This window comes from Nostoc sp., from assembly GCF_036917815.1.
In the GTDB taxonomy this organism is placed as follows: domain Bacteria; phylum Cyanobacteriota; class Cyanobacteriia; order Cyanobacteriales; family Nostocaceae; genus Nostoc.
Genome location: NZ_JBALEK010000035.1, coordinates 155,970 through 173,910, shown reverse-complemented (window position 1 = coordinate 173,910; position 17,941 = coordinate 155,970). Strand labels below are relative to the sequence as shown.

8 protein-coding genes, 3 pseudogenes and 1 CRISPR repeat array are annotated in these 17,941 nt (G+C 43.4%); of the genes and pseudogenes, 5 read left to right on the top strand and 6 right to left on the bottom strand.

Annotated features, from left to right (window positions below):
* Window positions 1–209: 209 nt before the first annotated feature.
* A pseudogene (locus V7K97_RS09355) lies at window positions 210–635 on the top strand (transposase); the annotation flags it as partial.
* Between the two features lie 64 nt (window positions 636–699).
* On the opposite strand, the gene V7K97_RS09350 reads toward V7K97_RS09355, so the two are convergent.
* A complete protein-coding gene (locus tag V7K97_RS09350) occupies window positions 700–4,512 on the bottom strand; it encodes a two-partner secretion domain-containing protein (RefSeq protein ID WP_334800598.1) in 3,813 nt (1,270 codons plus the stop codon).
* 161 nt (window positions 4,513–4,673) lie between these two features.
* On the opposite strand from V7K97_RS09350, the pseudogene V7K97_RS09345 reads away from it, so the two are divergent.
* Window positions 4,674–4,943 (top strand): annotated as a pseudogene (locus V7K97_RS09345) (transposase); the annotation flags it as partial.
* 92 nt (window positions 4,944–5,035) lie between these two features.
* Complete coding sequence (gene ald / locus V7K97_RS09340; protein WP_334800596.1) at window positions 5,036–6,127, top strand: alanine dehydrogenase; 1,092 nt, start codon at window positions 5,036–5,038, stop codon at window positions 6,125–6,127.
* A gap of 301 nt (window positions 6,128–6,428) precedes the next feature.
* A CRISPR array of direct repeats spans window positions 6,429–9,436; the repeat unit is 37 nt; unit sequence ATTGCAATTAACCAAAATCCCTATTAGGGATTGAAAC.
* A 188-nt stretch (window positions 9,437–9,624) separates the two neighbouring features.
* Here ald and dusB read toward each other — a convergent pair.
* From dusB to V7K97_RS09320, 4 genes and pseudogenes are all read right to left on the bottom strand, one after another.
* On the bottom strand, window positions 9,625–10,680 hold the full coding sequence (gene dusB, locus V7K97_RS09335; RefSeq protein ID WP_334800595.1) for a tRNA dihydrouridine synthase DusB: 1,056 nt from the start codon (window positions 10,678–10,680) through the stop codon (window positions 9,625–9,627).
* A 167-nt stretch (window positions 10,681–10,847) separates the two neighbouring features.
* Window positions 10,848–11,048, bottom strand: coding sequence for a hypothetical protein (locus tag V7K97_RS09330; protein WP_334800594.1), 201 nt, complete (start codon window positions 11,046–11,048; stop codon window positions 10,848–10,850).
* A gap of 139 nt (window positions 11,049–11,187) precedes the next feature.
* Window positions 11,188–11,682, bottom strand: a pseudogene (locus V7K97_RS09325) (zinc ribbon domain-containing protein).
* Between the two features lie 216 nt (window positions 11,683–11,898).
* A complete protein-coding gene (locus V7K97_RS09320) occupies window positions 11,899–12,756 on the bottom strand; it encodes an acyl-CoA desaturase (RefSeq protein WP_334800593.1) in 858 nt (285 codons plus the stop codon).
* A gap of 172 nt (window positions 12,757–12,928) precedes the next feature.
* On the opposite strand from V7K97_RS09320, the gene V7K97_RS09315 reads away from it, so the two are divergent.
* Window positions 12,929–14,158: a TetR family transcriptional regulator gene (locus V7K97_RS09315; protein WP_334800592.1), complete on the top strand. Its 1,230-nt coding sequence runs from the start codon at window positions 12,929–12,931 to the stop codon at window positions 14,156–14,158.
* Between the two features lie 140 nt (window positions 14,159–14,298).
* Here the strand turns inward: V7K97_RS09315 and V7K97_RS09310 are convergent, their stop codons facing one another.
* A complete protein-coding gene (locus V7K97_RS09310; RefSeq protein WP_334800591.1) occupies window positions 14,299–16,257 on the bottom strand; it encodes a DUF1565 domain-containing protein in 1,959 nt (652 codons plus the stop codon).
* Window positions 16,258–16,809: 552 nt separating this feature from the next.
* Between V7K97_RS09310 and V7K97_RS09305 the strand changes: the two genes are divergently transcribed.
* Window positions 16,810–17,925, top strand: coding sequence for a thiamine phosphate synthase (locus V7K97_RS09305; RefSeq protein ID WP_334800590.1), 1,116 nt, complete (start codon window positions 16,810–16,812; stop codon window positions 17,923–17,925).
* Window positions 17,926–17,941: the final 16 nt, after the last annotated feature.

Sequence of the window (17,941 nt, the reverse complement as noted above, 5' to 3'; positions counted from 1 at the left end):
AGTCAGGGTAGCTTGTGAGCTGATTGCAGTGCTTGAATGCCAAGATGACTTGATAAATTCAGCAAAAGCTTCCTAGTCGGGAGCTATACAATCGCTCTTTTAATAAATTGTTACTATTCTTTATATATTGTATAAATACTGGGGCAATAGTCAAGGGTAAGAGTTTGGGCTACTCAGATTGAATTGAGAAACTGAGAACAGAAATTGGTGAAACTAGCTATTCTGACATTACTTCTGTCCTCGACCCCCAAATATTACCTCCCTATGTCGTTGCAGATTTATATCGCCGAAGATGGAGAGTTGAAGAAGCTTTTTACGCAGTAAAACGCTTACTGGGGCTATCTTATTTGTGGACTGGTTCTATTAATGGTGTGAAGTTACAAGTCTGGGCTACTTGGTTATTTTATGCTGTTTTGGTTGACTTGGGAGATGCTGTTGCAGACGAATTATCTCTGCCATTTGACCGCATTTCTTTGGAGATGATATTTCGCGGTTTGTACCATTTTAGTGTCGCTTATGACTATGGCATTGCGGATGACCCGATTAAGTACTTCGCTGCCCCAGAGAATCAAGACTTAGGCGTGGTTAAATATCTCCGAAAGCCAGTCTCCAAGCTGGATTTATCGCCTTTTCCTGCACCCTCTTGACAAAAGTGCAATTACCTTAACCTCTCACGGATAGGGGATGATTGATGATATATTAACTTTTGATCACAGCAGCACAAGTTAATGGTTGTTGCACCAGAAGAGGAGATTTATCTGCAAATATCTCGATTTTGCCATCAGCATTACGTCGCCAACCAGTAGCTTGCACAAGTACCTCTGGAGATTTGGGTATTTGTGCTTGTAAGGCTTGTGTTGTGCGGTATGCAGAGATATCACGGACATCAGACCAAGGGCGTAGGCGTAGCCCGTCGTAGACATCGCTCCCAATTTGCTGTGTTGGATTTTGGGGTATCCCACCCCTTCCTGTAGCCACAAAACTACTGCCTTGATTGGCAGCACAACCACTGGCAATTTGCTGTGACGGATCGGTAACATTCACTGGCAATTCCACTGAGCCAGAGGTGGGGTCAACACCGATGTGATTAATTTGCACAGTGCCGTTGACACCAAACTGGGAACTAGCGGTGATATCGTTATCGTTCGTCAGGTGATCGCGGTATTTCAACCCAAAGATACCATTGGTGGTAATTTCGATATTGCCACCATTACCTTGAAAGGCATTAGCAACTATATCACTATTACCTAAACCAATAATGAAGGGACTGCTAATGGTAATATTACCACCATTGCCATTGCCCCCAGCTGCGGCAGAAAGTAAACTCTGATTCCACAACTGGAGCATATCCCCAAGGGAGAGTATGAGGTTACCGCCATTGCCAGAGGTGGTTTGAGCGTTGATTTGGGCACCGCCATTTAACAGCAGGGAGCCAGCCTCTACTTGAATCGTGCCACCATCACCAGTACCTTGACTGCGACTAGTGATTTGTGAGCCATTACCAAGAGTGACTTGTTGGGCTTGGACGCTGATGTTCCCCGCTTTACCGCTCCCTGATGATGCTGTGGAAAGTTCGGCATTGTCTGCTAATGTCAGTTGGGACGTGGTTAAATCTAACAAACCACTGTTACCGCTACCAGAGGATTGGCTACTAATTTTACTTCCTTGGACAGTCACAGTATTGGCGGTGATACCCACGTTACCAGCATCGCCGGTGCCTTGAGTAGATGTAGAGATTTCGGAACCATTGAGCAGTGACAGTGAACCATTCGGTATTGTCAGCTTCACCTCTCCCGCCGCTCCACTGCTAGAGGTATTAGAAGTCACCCTTGACCCCTGATTCAGTGTCACCTCATCTGCGGCGATAATTAGATTGCCTGCTCTACCGCTGCCAGAGGAGGATGCCGTCAGTTCCACCCCATCTTGCAGGGTTAATTGCCCGGTGGTGATGCTAATATTGCCGCCCCTGCCACTGCCTTGGGTGGCGGCGGAAATTTTGGCGTTGTCGGTGACGCTGACACTGGGGGCATTGATGTTGATGTCTCCGGCTTGTCCTATATTGCTGGTGCTACTGGCAATTTGGCTGTTGTCAAAGCGAATCAATCCGGGACTGGTGAGGGTGACGTTGCCTGCGGGGTCGTTGCCTTTGGTGTCGCTTTGAATGGAACTGTTGCTGAGGGTGAGATTGCCCGCGCTGCTGATGTTGACATCCCCTGATCGCCCTGTGCCATCCACCGTAATGGGGATCTCTCCCGTGAATGGTGTGTTAACGGTGACTTGCTTACTAGTCAGGATGGTGGTATCAGCGATCGCCAGATCTCCTCGCCCCACAATTGACACATCTCCCGCCTTAGCAGAAGAGGATGTTGTTAGTAGTGTTAGTCCAGATATCTGGTTTTGAGCATCTAATGTTACAGATCCGCCATCGCTTGCGGTTCCTTGGGGCGCAATTGAAAAAGTATACAAGCTGCTAGCTTTGCCAAGGATACTGCCGTTTTGGGCAGCCAGGGAGATATCGCCGCCATTCCCACTATTCCCTACTTTTGAGGTGGAGAAGGAATACAAATCGGCCTGGTTGGAGAGATTGCCATTATTTGTGGAAAAGGCGATATTGCCTCCATTCCCACTATTTCCTGTTGTTTTTGAGAAGGAGAAGGAATACAAATCGCCGTGGTTAGAGAGGCTACCATTATTTGTGGAAAGGGAGATATCGCCGCCATTCCCACTATTCCCTGTTATTGTGAAAGACTGGGAATAAATATCACCCTGGTTGGAGAGATTGCCATTATTTGTGGAAAGTGTAATGGCTCCTCCATTTCCCGTATTCCCTGTTGTTGTGAAAGAAGGGGAATAAATATCACCCTGGTTGGAGAGATTGCCATTATTTGTGGAAAGTGTGATGGCTCCTCCATTCCCAGATTTACCAGAGACAGAAAATGCGTCTGAATATACGCCACCATTGAGAGAAAGATTACCGTTAGTTGTGGAAAGTGTAATGGCTCCTCCATTCCCAGATGATTGACCAAAGAGAGAATAGGTTATTGAAGATACACCGCCATTGAGAGAAAGATTGCCATTAGTTGTGGAAAGTGTAATGGCTCCTCCATTCCCACTATTGCCAAAGATGGAAGTTGCTGCTGACAATACACCGGTATTGACAGAAAGATTACCGTTAGTTGTGGAAACTGTAATAGCTCCTCCATTCCCACTATTGCCAAAAATCGACGACGACGACGAATTCAAAGATTCCGTTGTAATATCACCCTGGGCAGTTAGAGTAATTGAACCACCATTTTGCCCCGTTGCATTGGACGTGTTGATCTTGCTAATACTAATGCTGCCTGGAGGAAGCCCTGCCACCGTCCCCGTCGTGAAATTAGTATTGATATCACCTACTCCCAGTTGTGGCAAATTTGATGTAGCTATTGATGGCACACCTGCCCGCAAAATCACCGCAGGCTGAGTGGTTAAAGTTATAAAATCGGGATCGCTGACGGGAATGGTGGCATCGGGTCTGACAATGGTAATATTCCCGCCCTCAATGCTCCCTGTCGCCTCCACTTTCAATGCCGCTCCCATGTAGTCACCAAATACTACATCGCCATTGGCATAAATTACTGGATCAAACTGACTGACAAATTTACCTGGAGCGCCAGTCAAAGTTTGAAATAACACATTACCACCACTGAGAAAATGGGCATCGCCAGAAATATTACCGTTGCTGATCAAACTCAAATTGCCCCGACTCTGAAGTGCCGCGTTGGGCTGGTTCAATGCCAGGATATCAATGCTCTGATTCCCCTGAATCGTTAAGTTTCTCCCTGCTTGAGCCAGGAATGGAGTTGTGACGGTATCCCGAATCTGCACGGTATTCTGGGCTTTGAGGGTAATATCTCTCCCCGCTACCAATTGCCCTTGCAAGTCTAGGCGACCGGCTTCCAAACTCAGGTCAAGTCCTGCAGTAAGATTGCTTTGCACTTGCATCGGTGCTGCATTCTGTCCCATCTGTAACCCAATCGGCACACTCATCGTTAACAAGGGTTTGGCATTTGCATTCACAGCACTAAACTCTGTCCCATCGAAAAATTTAATACTATTCGCCGTTGTTCCCACAAATGAGCCGCTAATATTTAAACTGGCATCTTTACCAAATACAATCCCTGCAGGATTCATTAAGAACAAACTTACAGCATTATTACCGTTGAGAGTTTGAATTAATCCGTTAATATTGGAAACATTTCCACCAGTAACTCGACTAAATATGGTTGTAATATTTGGCGTGTTGGTTAAATCAAAAGTCGCCGAACCGCCAGTAGGCACAGAGAAATTACTGAAACTGTGAAATAAATTATTACCTTGATTTATACCGTTAATAATATTAAAATTATTACCACTTTTGTTGACAATGGTGTTGGTAGTCCCATCGGATCTCACCTGAGCCGTTGCTGGTAACAGCATTCCCGAAGTGAAGAACCCAGTTGTTAATATCAATAGAAAGGGTACAACTCTCATCACTACAACTTCCTTAACCTGATTTGTAGTTATAGTTCCCTAGAGAGCCAGTCCACTAACTGGGAGCAATGCGATTTTGTTAGTGGGACTTAAACAAAATAAAAGGTAAAAACAGAGTATAATACTATCCTAGTATAGCTTTCACGTCGAAGTAACACCCAATGAAAGAGACAACCCCCGCAGCCATGCCCCTGTGTTTTGAGAAATGGTGTCAACGGTTTGATGAAGCATTTACTCATAAAGCCCAAAAAAGAGGGTTTAGGCATTATTTAGGGGGATTATTGGGGGAAAGCGAGAGAAAAAACCTATCTCAGATGGCAGAAAACGCCATCTGAGTGGAATACCATCAATTACACCACTTTTTAACCGAAGCACCCTGGTCTAGTTCACAGATAAATGAACGTCGTTTAGAGGTAATGAACAAGATTAGCTATCTCTAATACGGAACTAAGAAGACGAAAGTAGCAAGCTTGAGATTGGCAGGCTACAGTTAAACAAAAAAATTAATTATCAGAGGCGATATATGGAAATCGGCGTTCCCAAGGAAAATAAGGATCAAGAGTTTCGGGTCGGTTTAAGTCCTTCTAGTGTGCGGGTGCTGCGGGAAAATGGTCATAGCATCTTTGTCCAGACGCAAGCAGGTAATGGTGCTGGATTCTCAGATGACGACTACAGAAGTGCTGGAGCCGAAATTGTCCCGACATCAGAAACGGCTTGGAATCGGGAATTGGTTGTTAAAGTCAAAGAGCCACTGACATCTGAGTATAAGTTTTTGCAGAAGGGGCAGATATTATTTACTTATTTACATTTAGCAGCCGATCGCAAATTGACAGAACATTTAATTGATTGTGGCACAACTGCGATCGCTTACGAAACTGTAGAACAACCTGGCGCTAACAAATTACCCTTGCTCACCCCCATGAGCGTTATTGCCGGTCGCCTTGCAGTACAATTTGGGGCGAGATTCCTAGAACGTCAGCAAGGTGGTAGAGGTGTGCTTTTGGGCGGTGTCCCTGGAGTCAAACCAGGTAAAGTAGTAATTTTAGGTGGCGGCGTTGTCGGCACAGAAGCAGCTAAAATTGCTGTGGGCGTGGGTGCGATCGTCCAGATTTTAGATGTGAGTGTCGATCGCTTATCTTACTTAGAAACCCTCTTTGGCTCTAGAGTCGAATTGCTTTATAGCAACTCAGCCCATATTGAAGTTGCAGTCATTGAAGCTGATTTGCTTATCGGTGCAGTTTTAGTACTGGGACGCAGGGCACCAATATTAGTATCCCGCGAATTGGTTAAACAAATGCGTCCTGGTTCGGTAATAGTTGATGTAGCCGTTGATCAAGGCGGTTGCATAGAAACCTTACACGCCACATCCCACACAAATCCGGTATACCTTGAAGAGGGCGTAGTGCATTATGGCGTTCCTAATATGCCAGGAGCGGTACCTTGGACAGCAACTCAGGCACTCAATAACAGTACATTACCTTATGTTGTCCAGTTGGCGAATTTGGGAATTATGGCACTGGAAGTTAACCCAGCCTTAGCTAAGGGTGTGAATGTGCGGAATCATCACTTAGTCCATCCGGCTGTACAAGAGGTGTTCCCTGATTTGGTACATTAAGGTGTGCAAGTGTCAGGCGATCGCTTATTTTAATGGTGGTAGCGATCGCTAATTAGGCTAATTTTCTTGCCTTATGCGCGGATGGGTAGGTGTACAAAATGAGAAGAGGCAAAAAAGGCTCTACGCTCCATCTGTATAAGACTTTCAGGGTTTTCGTACTCTAAAACCATCCGCGCACCTTACAGAGACTGGCTTTCAGCGATTTACATCTTGTGCTATCACTATTCCCTGTGTTATGATTCACTTACTCGCGCAACTGCACCTTGAAAACCAAATACAGCAGCGCTTTCAGAAGCCAGCGATTGCAATTAACCAAAATCCCTATTAGGGATTGAAACGCAACCACCGCCCGTACTCTACTGCGATATTGTATTGCAATTAACCAAAATCCCTATTAGGGATTGAAACCAATGCCAGATTTGACGCTCCAACAGATTCATGAAAATTGCAATTAACCAAAATCCCTATTAGGGATTGAAACACAGATTAATTTCTGTAACCGCTTATGATTTTGAATTGCAATTAACCAAAATCCCTATTAGGGATTGAAACTTTCAAAAACCTTCCTAACCAGTATTTTCTTTTTGCTGATTGCAATTAACCAAAATCCCTATTAGGGATTGAAACACAGCAAAACTATTAGTGAAAAACTCAAACGAAACATTGCAATTAACCAAAATCCCTATTAGGGATTGAAACAATACGAATTAAGGAACGTATTGTACACTGGCAATCAAATTGCAATTAACCAAAATCCCTATTAGGGATTGAAACAAAGGCTCGATACTTACCGCGCTAAAAATGCACCACAATTGCAATTAACCAAAATCCCTATTAGGGATTGAAACTCTTATTTCTCTTGGAATGGTAACTGGCACAACTAATTGCAATTAACCAAAATCCCTATTAGGGATTGAAACAATCCTGCACCCGGTTATCCTGTTATTACTATGCTATTGCAATTAACCAAAATCCCTATTAGGGATTGAAACAATTGGGGTTGATCCGTCGGCCGCCGTGGCTACATTGCAATTAACCAAAATCCCTATTAGGGATTGAAACGGATAGCTATTATTCTTAACTCAGCTTATATGCTGATTGCAATTAACCAAAATCCCTATTAGGGATTGAAACATCGAGTATCGCCTGTTCCCGGTCGGCGAGATTTATTGCAATTAACCAAAATCCCTATTAGGGATTGAAACAAAACTTTAGCTAATTGAGATGGTTGAGGGAGTCCATCAATTGTATTGCAATTAACCAAAATCCCTATTAGGGATTGAAACAAAACTTTAGCTTCTAGTACATCTGTATTAGATTGCAATTAACCAAAATCCCTATTAGGGATTGAAACCTGTAACGGCGACCTTGAGTTCTGCATCCTTGAATTGCAATTAACCAAAATCCCTATTAGGGATTGAAACTCACCCAAGGTTTTGCGTATGATCCCACCGACAAATTGCAATTAACCAAAATCCCTATTAGGGATTGAAACATCTGATTGGGAAATTAAATTGATGAACGACCAAGCTATTGCAATTAACCAAAATCCCTATTAGGGATTGAAACAACTCCAATCATAGAATAATTTAGCTGGCTGAGGCATATTATAAAATTGCAATTAACCAAAATCCCTATTAGGGATTGAAACAACTCCAATCAACACCCCTCAGGCTGGGCTTGCATTGCAATTAACCAAAATCCCTATTAGGGATTGAAACTTTGAAAATTTTGTCTGTGCCGTGAAAGTCGAATTATTGCAATTAACCAAAATCCCTATTAGGGATTGAAACCAATCATAAATCTAGCTGATGAAAATAACCAACCATTGCAATTAACCAAAATCCCTATTAGGGATTGAAACCACCCGAAAACGGAGCCGTTGGTGGATCGGGTAATATTGCAATTAACCAAAATCCCTATTAGGGATTGAAACGGAGAGGAGAGAAGATCACGTTCTGACCCTACTTCATTGCAATTAACCAAAATCCCTATTAGGGATTGAAACGTACTACTGGCACAATCTCAGTTGTACCGTTTGTTTGAATTGCAATTAACCAAAATCCCTATTAGGGATTGAAACGAATCGTTTTAAGTCTGGGATTAATTTCTCTCGGCCATTGCAATTAACCAAAATCCCTATTAGGGATTGAAACCTCCAAGTAAATTTCATCACTCATCTCGACTTTCACATTGCAATTAACCAAAATCCCTATTAGGGATTGAAACAGCAGTGCCCAATGTGGGAGCCACAGCCATGGCCACAACATTGCAATTAACCAAAATCCCTATTAGGGATTGAAACTCCAATCGCGTTAGCGGCTATTTCAGTTGCCCTTATTGCAATTAACCAAAATCCCTATTAGGGATTGAAACCCCGATAGCTCCCAATGAGCGGGTATGCAGTGAATTGCAATTAACCAAAATCCCTATTAGGGATTGAAACTTTGTACGCCCGAAGACACGATCGCGGAATTAAGCTGTATTGCAATTAACCAAAATCCCTATTAGGGATTGAAACGTAGTAAATTCCCTTCATGTGAGATGTGAGAGAATTGCAATTAACCAAAATCCCTATTAGGGATTGAAACGTATGCGTCTAATGCTATTCAGAGCGTTACTTATGATTGCAATTAACCAAAATCCCTATTAGGGATTGAAACATAACCAATTGGACACTGCCCACCAGTAAATGGTGGATTGCAATTAACCAAAATCCCTATTAGGGATTGAAACTCTATATTTATATTCTGAGGTAATTTATGATTGTATTGCAATTAACCAAAATCCCTATTAGGGATTGAAACGATTATCTATACAATGAGCAAGCCAACCATATTTATTGCAATTAACCAAAATCCCTATTAGGGATTGAAACATGACGTTTGCTGTCACCGTCCATAACGGGCTAAATTGCAATTAACCAAAATCCCTATTAGGGATTGAAACCTTCAATACTACCACAATCTAGACAGCAATAGCATTGCAATTAACCAAAATCCCTATTAGGGATTGAAACTGCTGAAGAGTTCGCAAAAAAAGAGCGGGATTTGAATTGCAATTAACCAAAATCCCTATTAGGGATTGAAACCTTTCTCCGATTTGTACACCACGGCGTGGATAGCCCGAATTGCAATTAACCAAAATCCCTATTAGGGATTGAAACGACATAAAAGCAATTGAAGATTATCTCAATAAAGATTGCAATTAACCAAAATCCCTATTAGGGATTGAAACGGGAATAAGCGAAAATAGCTTACTGATTGTAATATATTGCAATTAACCAAAATCCCTATTAGGGATTGAAACAGTTTTGCGATCGCATGAATCAACCCAACAATTCGTCTACTGCTACACTATAGCTGTTCCCATTCAGATGAGGTACAACATTATATCGCAAGGTGTAGGGGCACGGCACTGCCGTGCCCCTACGGGTGTACCTTACTAGCTTGGGAAATGCTATAAAACCCAGTAATACTTTTGAAAAGCTAACCACGTCACAGCATCACCAAACTACCTTGGGCTTCTTCCTCTAATTCATAACCATTAGCTAGTTTTTCAATTGCTTGGTCAATCATTGCCAAACCTTGATCTACTTTTTCAACCAAACTTAGCTGTCCTCGAAGTTCGGCAGCACCAACGAAACCCTTAGCATACCAAGTCATGTGCTTACGGGCTTGACGAACACCGCGATCGCCTTTATATTCCCACAATGCTTGTAAATGATCTCTTGCACATTCCAAACGTCCAATTGGGGTTGGTGGCGGCAATATCTCCCCAGTTTTCAGGAAGTGATCAATTTCTCCCACCAAAAATGGATAACCCAAAGTTCCACGGGAACACATAACACCATCAGCGCCAGTTTGTTCTAAACATCTCACCGCCGCTTCAACAGAAAAAATATCTCCATTCCCAATCACTGGGATAGAAAGCACTTCTTTTACACGGGTAATCCATTCCCAACGAGCATTGCCATTGTACCCTTGGGCGCGAGTGCGTCCGTGTACTGTGATCATTTTTGCCCCGGCATCTTCCATCCGCTTGGCAAAGTCGAGAATGGTAATTTCATTGTCATTCCAGCCAATACGGGTTTTGACTGTCACAGGGACATCAACAGCTTTTACCACTTCCCGCACAATTGCTTCTGCCACTTCCGGTTGCCGCAACAACGAAGAACCGCCACCATTTTTAGTGATTTTATTAACAGGACAACCCATATTAATATCAACAGTATCAGCACCTTCGGCAACTGCTTTTATTGCTGCTTCTGCCAGGAAATCTGGACGACAATCAAATAGTTGAACACTAATTGGGCGTTCATTGGGATCTACCTCCATGATTTTGGGTAATTGCTTGACATAATGCAACCCCGTAGCATTCACCATTTCGGTATACATCATCGAATCTGGCGCATAGCGACGCACGAGACGGCGAAACACCAGATCCGTCACCCCAGATAGAGGCGACTGGAGAACCCGACTTTTTACCTCCAAGGAGCCAATTTTTAAGGGTTGGGAAAGTCTAGCTTGAAGAATGGGAGAGAGCGAAATCATAGAAAAAATTAAAACTTGTGCGAATGGAAAATTAGGAGGAATATTTAGGGGTATCTGCGAGTAGTGCTAATTGTAGGTTATGTAGCGTTTCCTAATTATATAAGGTACATCATAGTCCCCTCTCGAAGAGCGGGGAGGGAGTTGGGGACTAACTCAACTGAGAACCGCTATATATCCTGACTTGGAGGCTGTTTTTGCATTTCTTGCTGAACCTCCTCTAAACTCAAACCTAGCTTTTTCGCTGTTTCTTCAAAACTCAATCCCAATCTCAATAACAAAGGTATCATTCTAAACTTTTCTTCACGCGCTCCTTCTTGCTTGCCTTCTTGATAAACTCGCGTCTGCTTCAAATCACTTAACCCAAACATACCTTCAATCTGCTCTACAAAACTTGGCTAAACTTATTCAAGTCTCACCATTCAACTAGAAATAAGTATTCCTAGAGGGTCTGCTTCCTGCTTCATCCAAGGTAGTCGGCTACAACAGTCCACAGGCGTTAAGTTTCGGTCAAGCCAACCGTACTTTATTTTTAGGAGCATTCTCAAGATTGATAGAAGCATTTTCATCACGATCTTGAGAATGCTGACAAACTTTACAATTAAATATTCGGTCTGATATAGCAGTTATCGTTTACGTGAGGTACACCCGTAGGGGCACGGCATTGCCGTGCCCCTACACCTCGTGATGTAACGTTGTACTGCATCTGAATGGGAACTGCTATAACTTCATGTCTTGGATAGAATTACACTTAGAACAAGTTTTAGAACTTGGATACCATCTATCTACAAGTTCTACCTTTGTTCCATAATGAGCTTGCTTATAAATAAACTGACGACGGATTTCGTAAAAACAGTTATTACTTATAGCATTAGCTAACTTGTGATTGATGGCATCAATTCTTTTGGAGTCAGACGCTTTCACATTTTCAAGACTCCAAGAAGCAGTGAGCAAGTCCAACCCAAAGTTGTAGACAAATCGCTTAAACCCAGCATTGCCACGCATCAAGGAGGTTTCAACTTTATTCAGTTTTAATTCTCGTTTGATGGCATACATGATTAAACCTTAACAAACTTGTCTACAAAACGGAGATCGTGTCTCTAGTAAATATAAAGCCGTGCTAGAAGCACGCGGTTTTAAACCCATTTTTCTGATAAAAATTAGTAAGCCGACGCCAAATCAGCAGTCGGCCTGACAAATTCATAAATGTTGAGTTGCAATTTAGCCGTGAGTTGCACCTTGAGGAGGGCGTGAGACAACTTTTTTGGCTAAACCCAAAGTCTGCAAAAGTAGGATGCTCCACCAAGTAACATCAATTTCCCACCAAGACAACCCAGATTTCGCCATGTGGGGATAAGTGTGATGGTTGTTGTGCCATCCTTCTCCATAAGTGACGAGGGATACCCACCAAAGATTACGAGCGCCATCATTAGCATCAAAGGTGCGATAACCCCACAGGTGTGATGCTGAGTTCACAAACCAGGTTGAGTGCCAAAGCAAGACACATCTGAGAAACACTCCGTAAAATACAAAAGACCATCCTCCTAAAGCATATAGCAGCAAGCCGAAGGGTATTTGCAACAGCAAGAAGTAGCGATCCAGCCAGCAATAAAAGGGTTGTCTTGCTAAGTCAGGGGCATATTTTTTATAGGTTTCGTAGTCAAAAAATTCTGGACGTGGGTAGAAAATCCATAGTATGTGGCTCCACCAAAATCCTCTTTGGGCAGAGTAGGGATCTAAGTCAATATCTTCTGTGTGGGCGTGATGCTGGCGGTGTCCACCTACCCAAAAAATTGGCCCGCCTTGCAAAGCCAGCGCTCCAATGAGGGCGATCGCATACTCTAACCACTTAGGAACTTGGAAACTCTTATGGCTCAGTAGTCGGTGATATCCCAGGCAAATACCAATGCTTCCGAATAACCAGTGGAGAAACACTAGCAAACCTAATGCTGGCCAGGAGAAAAACCAAGGAGCCAGAAGTGCTAAGGCATGAAATGCAGCAAAAAATACCACATTTGTCCAACTGAGTTGAGGTGAGTTGCCTCTCTCAGGGGCGATCGCCCCAAAATTTGCGGTCATAAAAATTCCTGTTGATGGATAATAAAGCGATTTGTTTTTTCTTGGGCACAATCCCACAGGGATTTACCTGACCTGTACAGCAGTTCGTTACAGTAGAGGAAAGCAAGTATCACTTACATTTGCTATGCTAGCAGAACTCTAATTTCCGTGCAAGTGCCACTTGCATTTTTCTATGTCATCTCAACTGCTTTCAACTCGTCAACGCCTGATTCAAGCTGCACTTGAGTTGTTTTCTGCTCACGGAGTCAGCGCCACTACAACCCGCCAAATTGCTGAAAAAGCCGAAGTCAACGAAGTGACTCTATTTCGGAATTTTGGCAATAAGCATGGACTGCTTTTGGCTGTATTGGAAGAGTCTACAGCCTTCAAGAATTTAGGTGAGTCGCTGGTGCGACGAGCAACGCCTCCCGGCAATGTCTACCAAGCTCTTAAAGATTATGCAAGTGATAGCTTACACGCATTAGAACGAGTGCCAGAGTTCGTCCGGTCTGTGGTCGGTGAAGCCGACCAATTTCCGGCAGAAAATCGCCGCGCCCTAGGCAGGGGAGTAACAGAGGCAAACCGCTATGTAGCTCGGTATTTAGCTACTGTAATCCAGCAAGGACACTTAAACACCTATTTACCCGCAGAAAAATTAGCCAGTTTGCTGAATGGAATGATTTTGGGATATGCCGTAATTGAGTTTACCAGCGAATTTCACGAACTTTGGGAAGATCGGGATGATTTTCTGGAAAATTTGGTGGAGTTGTTTTTACATGGAGCCATGTCATCCTCAGCAGAATCAGCAACAAACTGCTTACAAGGAGGCTTTAATACCACAGAAGTAGCTGATTTACCAGCTAGTTTAGTTAACGAAATTCTGCAACAAGCCCGGAAGTTGGGAATTCGAGATTATGCCTTAGCTTATGTGTTATTTGGAGCTGGGTTATCTGCTACAGAAATAATTAGCTTGGAGCGATCGCACCAAATCTACGATACTCAAGGGCACTTCCTGCAAATCACAATCCCCGGATTTGTCCGTCAAGTGCCTCTGAATCAGTGGATTTTGGGTAAACGCTACGGTTCTTTTACTAATAATCCCTTAATAAAATGGCTAAAAAGTCGTAAAGATACTCAAACAGCCATGTTTCTGAATGAAACAGGTAAACCCCTCTCGGAGTCAGAGCTTGAGACACGTTGGCAAGTATGGAGTGAGGGCTTGTTAACTCCCCAAGGACAAACGCCAGCGATCGCCCAGGCGCAACAAACCTGGCGCGTAGAAATGTTAATGCGGGGGATAGCCTTGGAAAACCTGAGTATTTTCACCGCTTGCGATCGCACTCAATTACAACCTTATGCCCGCCGAGCCAAAGAAAAAGCCGCCCTAGAGCAAGCCACCCGTTTGGATCATAAGCCGGGATAGGGTTTTTCAGGAATAGGAAAGATCAGGGAAATTAGGGAGATGAGGGAGAATTATTGACTCATGCCCAATGCCCCATGCCCCATACTTCTCTTCTTAGGCTGCGCCAACGACTGCGCTCAGTACAAGTGCCCAATGCCCAATTAATTCAACGGCTCCATAATGGCTCTTAAACCCTTGCTAGAGAGTGTTTTGAGCATTTCTTTAGCGTTATATTCACTGCTAAATACTCCTGCTTGCATAACTCTTTGACCTTGCCAAACTGTGGGAAACGCATCAGGAGCGATGAATCGCACTAAATCTCGATCCTTATCAGTGAACAGTGGGACTACCACGCGATAACGGATACCAAATTGTGTCGCAGAGTTACCACGATATGGAATACTTGCAGAACTTGTTCGGATATTGCGAGTATTGGCAATAGGGATATTCTGATTGGGAAGTGGTAAAAGTGCTGAAGCACCTGGGGCAGCACTTTCTAGTATTGGTAATGGCTGCTGTGTTTGCTCCCTCATCCTTGGAACTGGTGGCTGTGCAACTGAATTGGATGGATACTCAGGGTTAGTAAACTCAATGGTATTAGGATCAATCCGCACATAATTTAACTCTGGTGTACCAGGCGGCTGTGTTGGACTGGAAGTTGCAACTTGAGTATCAGTTGGGAGTCTACCTGACAAGCTGCTAGGAGTAGGAAAACCGGCGACTCCAGAGGTGGGTGGTTGTTGATTGGATATAGGCGGGGAAAGTGGTACATTGGCTGGGACTAATGGTAGTAATTTACTGTTTAAGCGTGTAGGAACAGGATTATTTACTGAAATGCTGTTGCTGGTTTGCTGATTGGTAGTTTCAGAGATTTCGGGAGCCGAGAAGGTGATTTCCCCGTTTGCTGGTATTTCTCGTAAGACATTGTTGGGAACAGGTTGAGAATTTGGTGTTGCTAGTGCTGTTGTCTGGTTAATATCTACTTTGCCAGTGATGCGATCGCTCACTAAGTTGTTACCAGCAGCAGAAATCACCTGTTTTGCAGCGCTGGCGTTAATGTCGTAGCGGGCATTATTTTGAAATTGATTACCCCCAGGTTCCGATGCAGTACCCAAATCTGGCATTGCTTGAGCGATCGCAACTAAACCATCTTCTTTATTATCTTGAATAGAATTATTCCGTAAAATCGGGCGGGCGTTTGCTTGTACCACAATTCCCGATCTATTGTTCTGAATTTGATTGCTGATGATTACAGGAGCCGCATTTTGGGCAATATTAATCCCAAAACCCGTTTGGTGAAAGACATTTTCTTTCACTTGGGGACTAGAGTTACCAGCAATTGTGATGCCATTGGCTCCATTGCGATCAAAGTAATTCTTACTAATGGTGGGTACAGCATTCCCACTGACAGAAATCCCATCTTGGGTACTACCAGTAAATGTATTTTCCGTGATTACCGGATTGCTAGATTCAATCCATAAACCGTAACCACGGGGGTTCGAGTTAGTCACCGTTACTCCAGAGAGCAAGGCTTGATTTGCTCCCACAATGGCAACGTTTTGACCAGCAAAGCTGCGACTCAGATAATCTCCACCTCCTTGAATGATAATGTCCTTACCTTGATTGCTAGGGTTGCCTTGAATTGAAACACCCGGTTTCAGCATTAAGGGAAATTCCTCCCCTGTATCGGCGCTATAAGTGCCCGTGGAGAGCATAATTACAGTATTGGCGTTCGCTAATCGCAATGCTTTGGTAATTGTTTTCATCGGAGCGGATTCGCTGCCATTGCCTTTGCTGTCATCTCCGACATTTGGGTTGACAAATAGCACGTTAACCTGAGAGAGTGTTTTCTCACCCAGAGGTGCTGAATCTGGTGTCAATGGAATCTGAGCGATGACTTCTCTACGAGAGGCTTCTCTTTCAGAGACGCTAACGCCAACGCCAATGGCGAGCTGCGCTAACGCGCTACCCAGGAACGCCATACTTGCCACTCCTACGCATACGGTAAAAGATAATACTGAAAAACTAAAAAATAAAAGCCTTGCTGATTTCAGAAACTTCAGCTTTGTGAGCAGAACATCTAATTTAGGGTACTCAGTAAACACACGAGGGAAAATCATATTTAACACGACTCCTTAGAAGCAATAATAAATTCTTATACTCTGAGAAACCATTATGTCGATAATATTACTCACATATTTTCGGACAGTTGCTCTGGTGTGATAGCTGACTCAAACCTGAGAAACCATTATGTCGATAATATTACTCACATATTTACCGATTGGCGATGTTTAATACATAGTAATAAATGATATTAGACATCTCCAGAAATTAATTATGTGTTGCCTAAAATTCTTGGTAGGCACAATTGATAAATTGTACCTACGTCATTTTCACTCATAATATCTAATAGATATATGAGTGAAATTAAATATGCGTTATCCAGAACCCTTGTAGAGATGTAGCACTGCTACGTCACATTAGACATCTGGTGATTTGTCAGCTTGTCGTTTACCCTAAAATACTTGACTAAACTTACTGCTAAACTGTAGCCTCAAACTACCCCGATCGCTGTCTATAAGAACATGGGATAATTGACTATAACCCTGGCTACTACGTTGTTTTGCGTAGATTTAGCAAAAATTGAGTAAAAAAAAGCAAATTAATTAACTATGGTTACTAGGATATATGATAATTCACACTTCGATGAAAGCGCTAACGGGGTTGTTGTAATGGTCGAGCCATACAGCCAGAAAGAGCAAATACAGCAAGTTGTCTACCGCATTTTAGATGCCAATTTAGACCGCGCTCGTGAGGGCTTGCGAATTGTTGAGGAATGGTGTCGATTTGGGTTGAATAATGCCCAGTTAGCTCTGGAATGTAAGCGCTTGCGACAAGAGGTAGCTAAGTGGCATACCTCGGAATTACGGGCGGCGCGAGATACACCAGGCGATCCGGGAACTGAGTTAACCCATCCTCAGGAAGAACAACGAGCTAGTATCAAATCGGTGTTGCAAGCTAACTTTTGCCGGATAGAAGAAGCATTACGGGTGTTGGAAGAATACAGCAAGCTTTATGAGCCAAATATGGCTAAAGCTTGTAAGCAGATGCGCTATCAGGTTTATACCTTAGAAAGTAGTTTAATGGGTCATCAGCGCCATCAATTGTTGTGGCGATCGCGTTTGTATTTTGTTACTTCCCCTAGTGAAACTTTGTTGAACAATGTCGAAGCGGCACTAAAAGGGGGATTAACGCTTCTACAATACCGCGACAAAACCAGTGATGATTCTTTGCGTCTGGAACAAGCGAGAAAATTACGGCAATTATGCCACATCTACGGCGCTTTATTCATTGTTAACGATCGCGTGGATTTAGCTTTAGCTGTGGATGCCGATGGAGTGCATCTAGGACAACAAGATATGCCTATTGCCATTGCTCGGCAATTACTCGGTTCCCAGCGTTTGATCGGTCTTTCTACCACAAATAAAGAAGAAATGCAAGGAGCAATTGCTCAAGGTGTAGATTATATTGGCGTAGGTCCAGTTTATGAAACTCCCACGAAAGTAGGTAAAGCAGCAACAGGACTAGAATATGTCAGCTATGCTGCCAAAAACTGCTCAATTCCCTGGTTTGCCATTGGGGGAATAGATGCCAATAATATTAATGATGTGATCGATGCCGGAGGCGAACGTGTAGCGGTGGTGCGATCGCTCATGCAAGCCGAACAGCCTACCCTCGTGACGCAATATCTGCTCTCCCAACTCAATCGCATTAAACCAGAACTTTAAAAGAGTCATTAGTCAT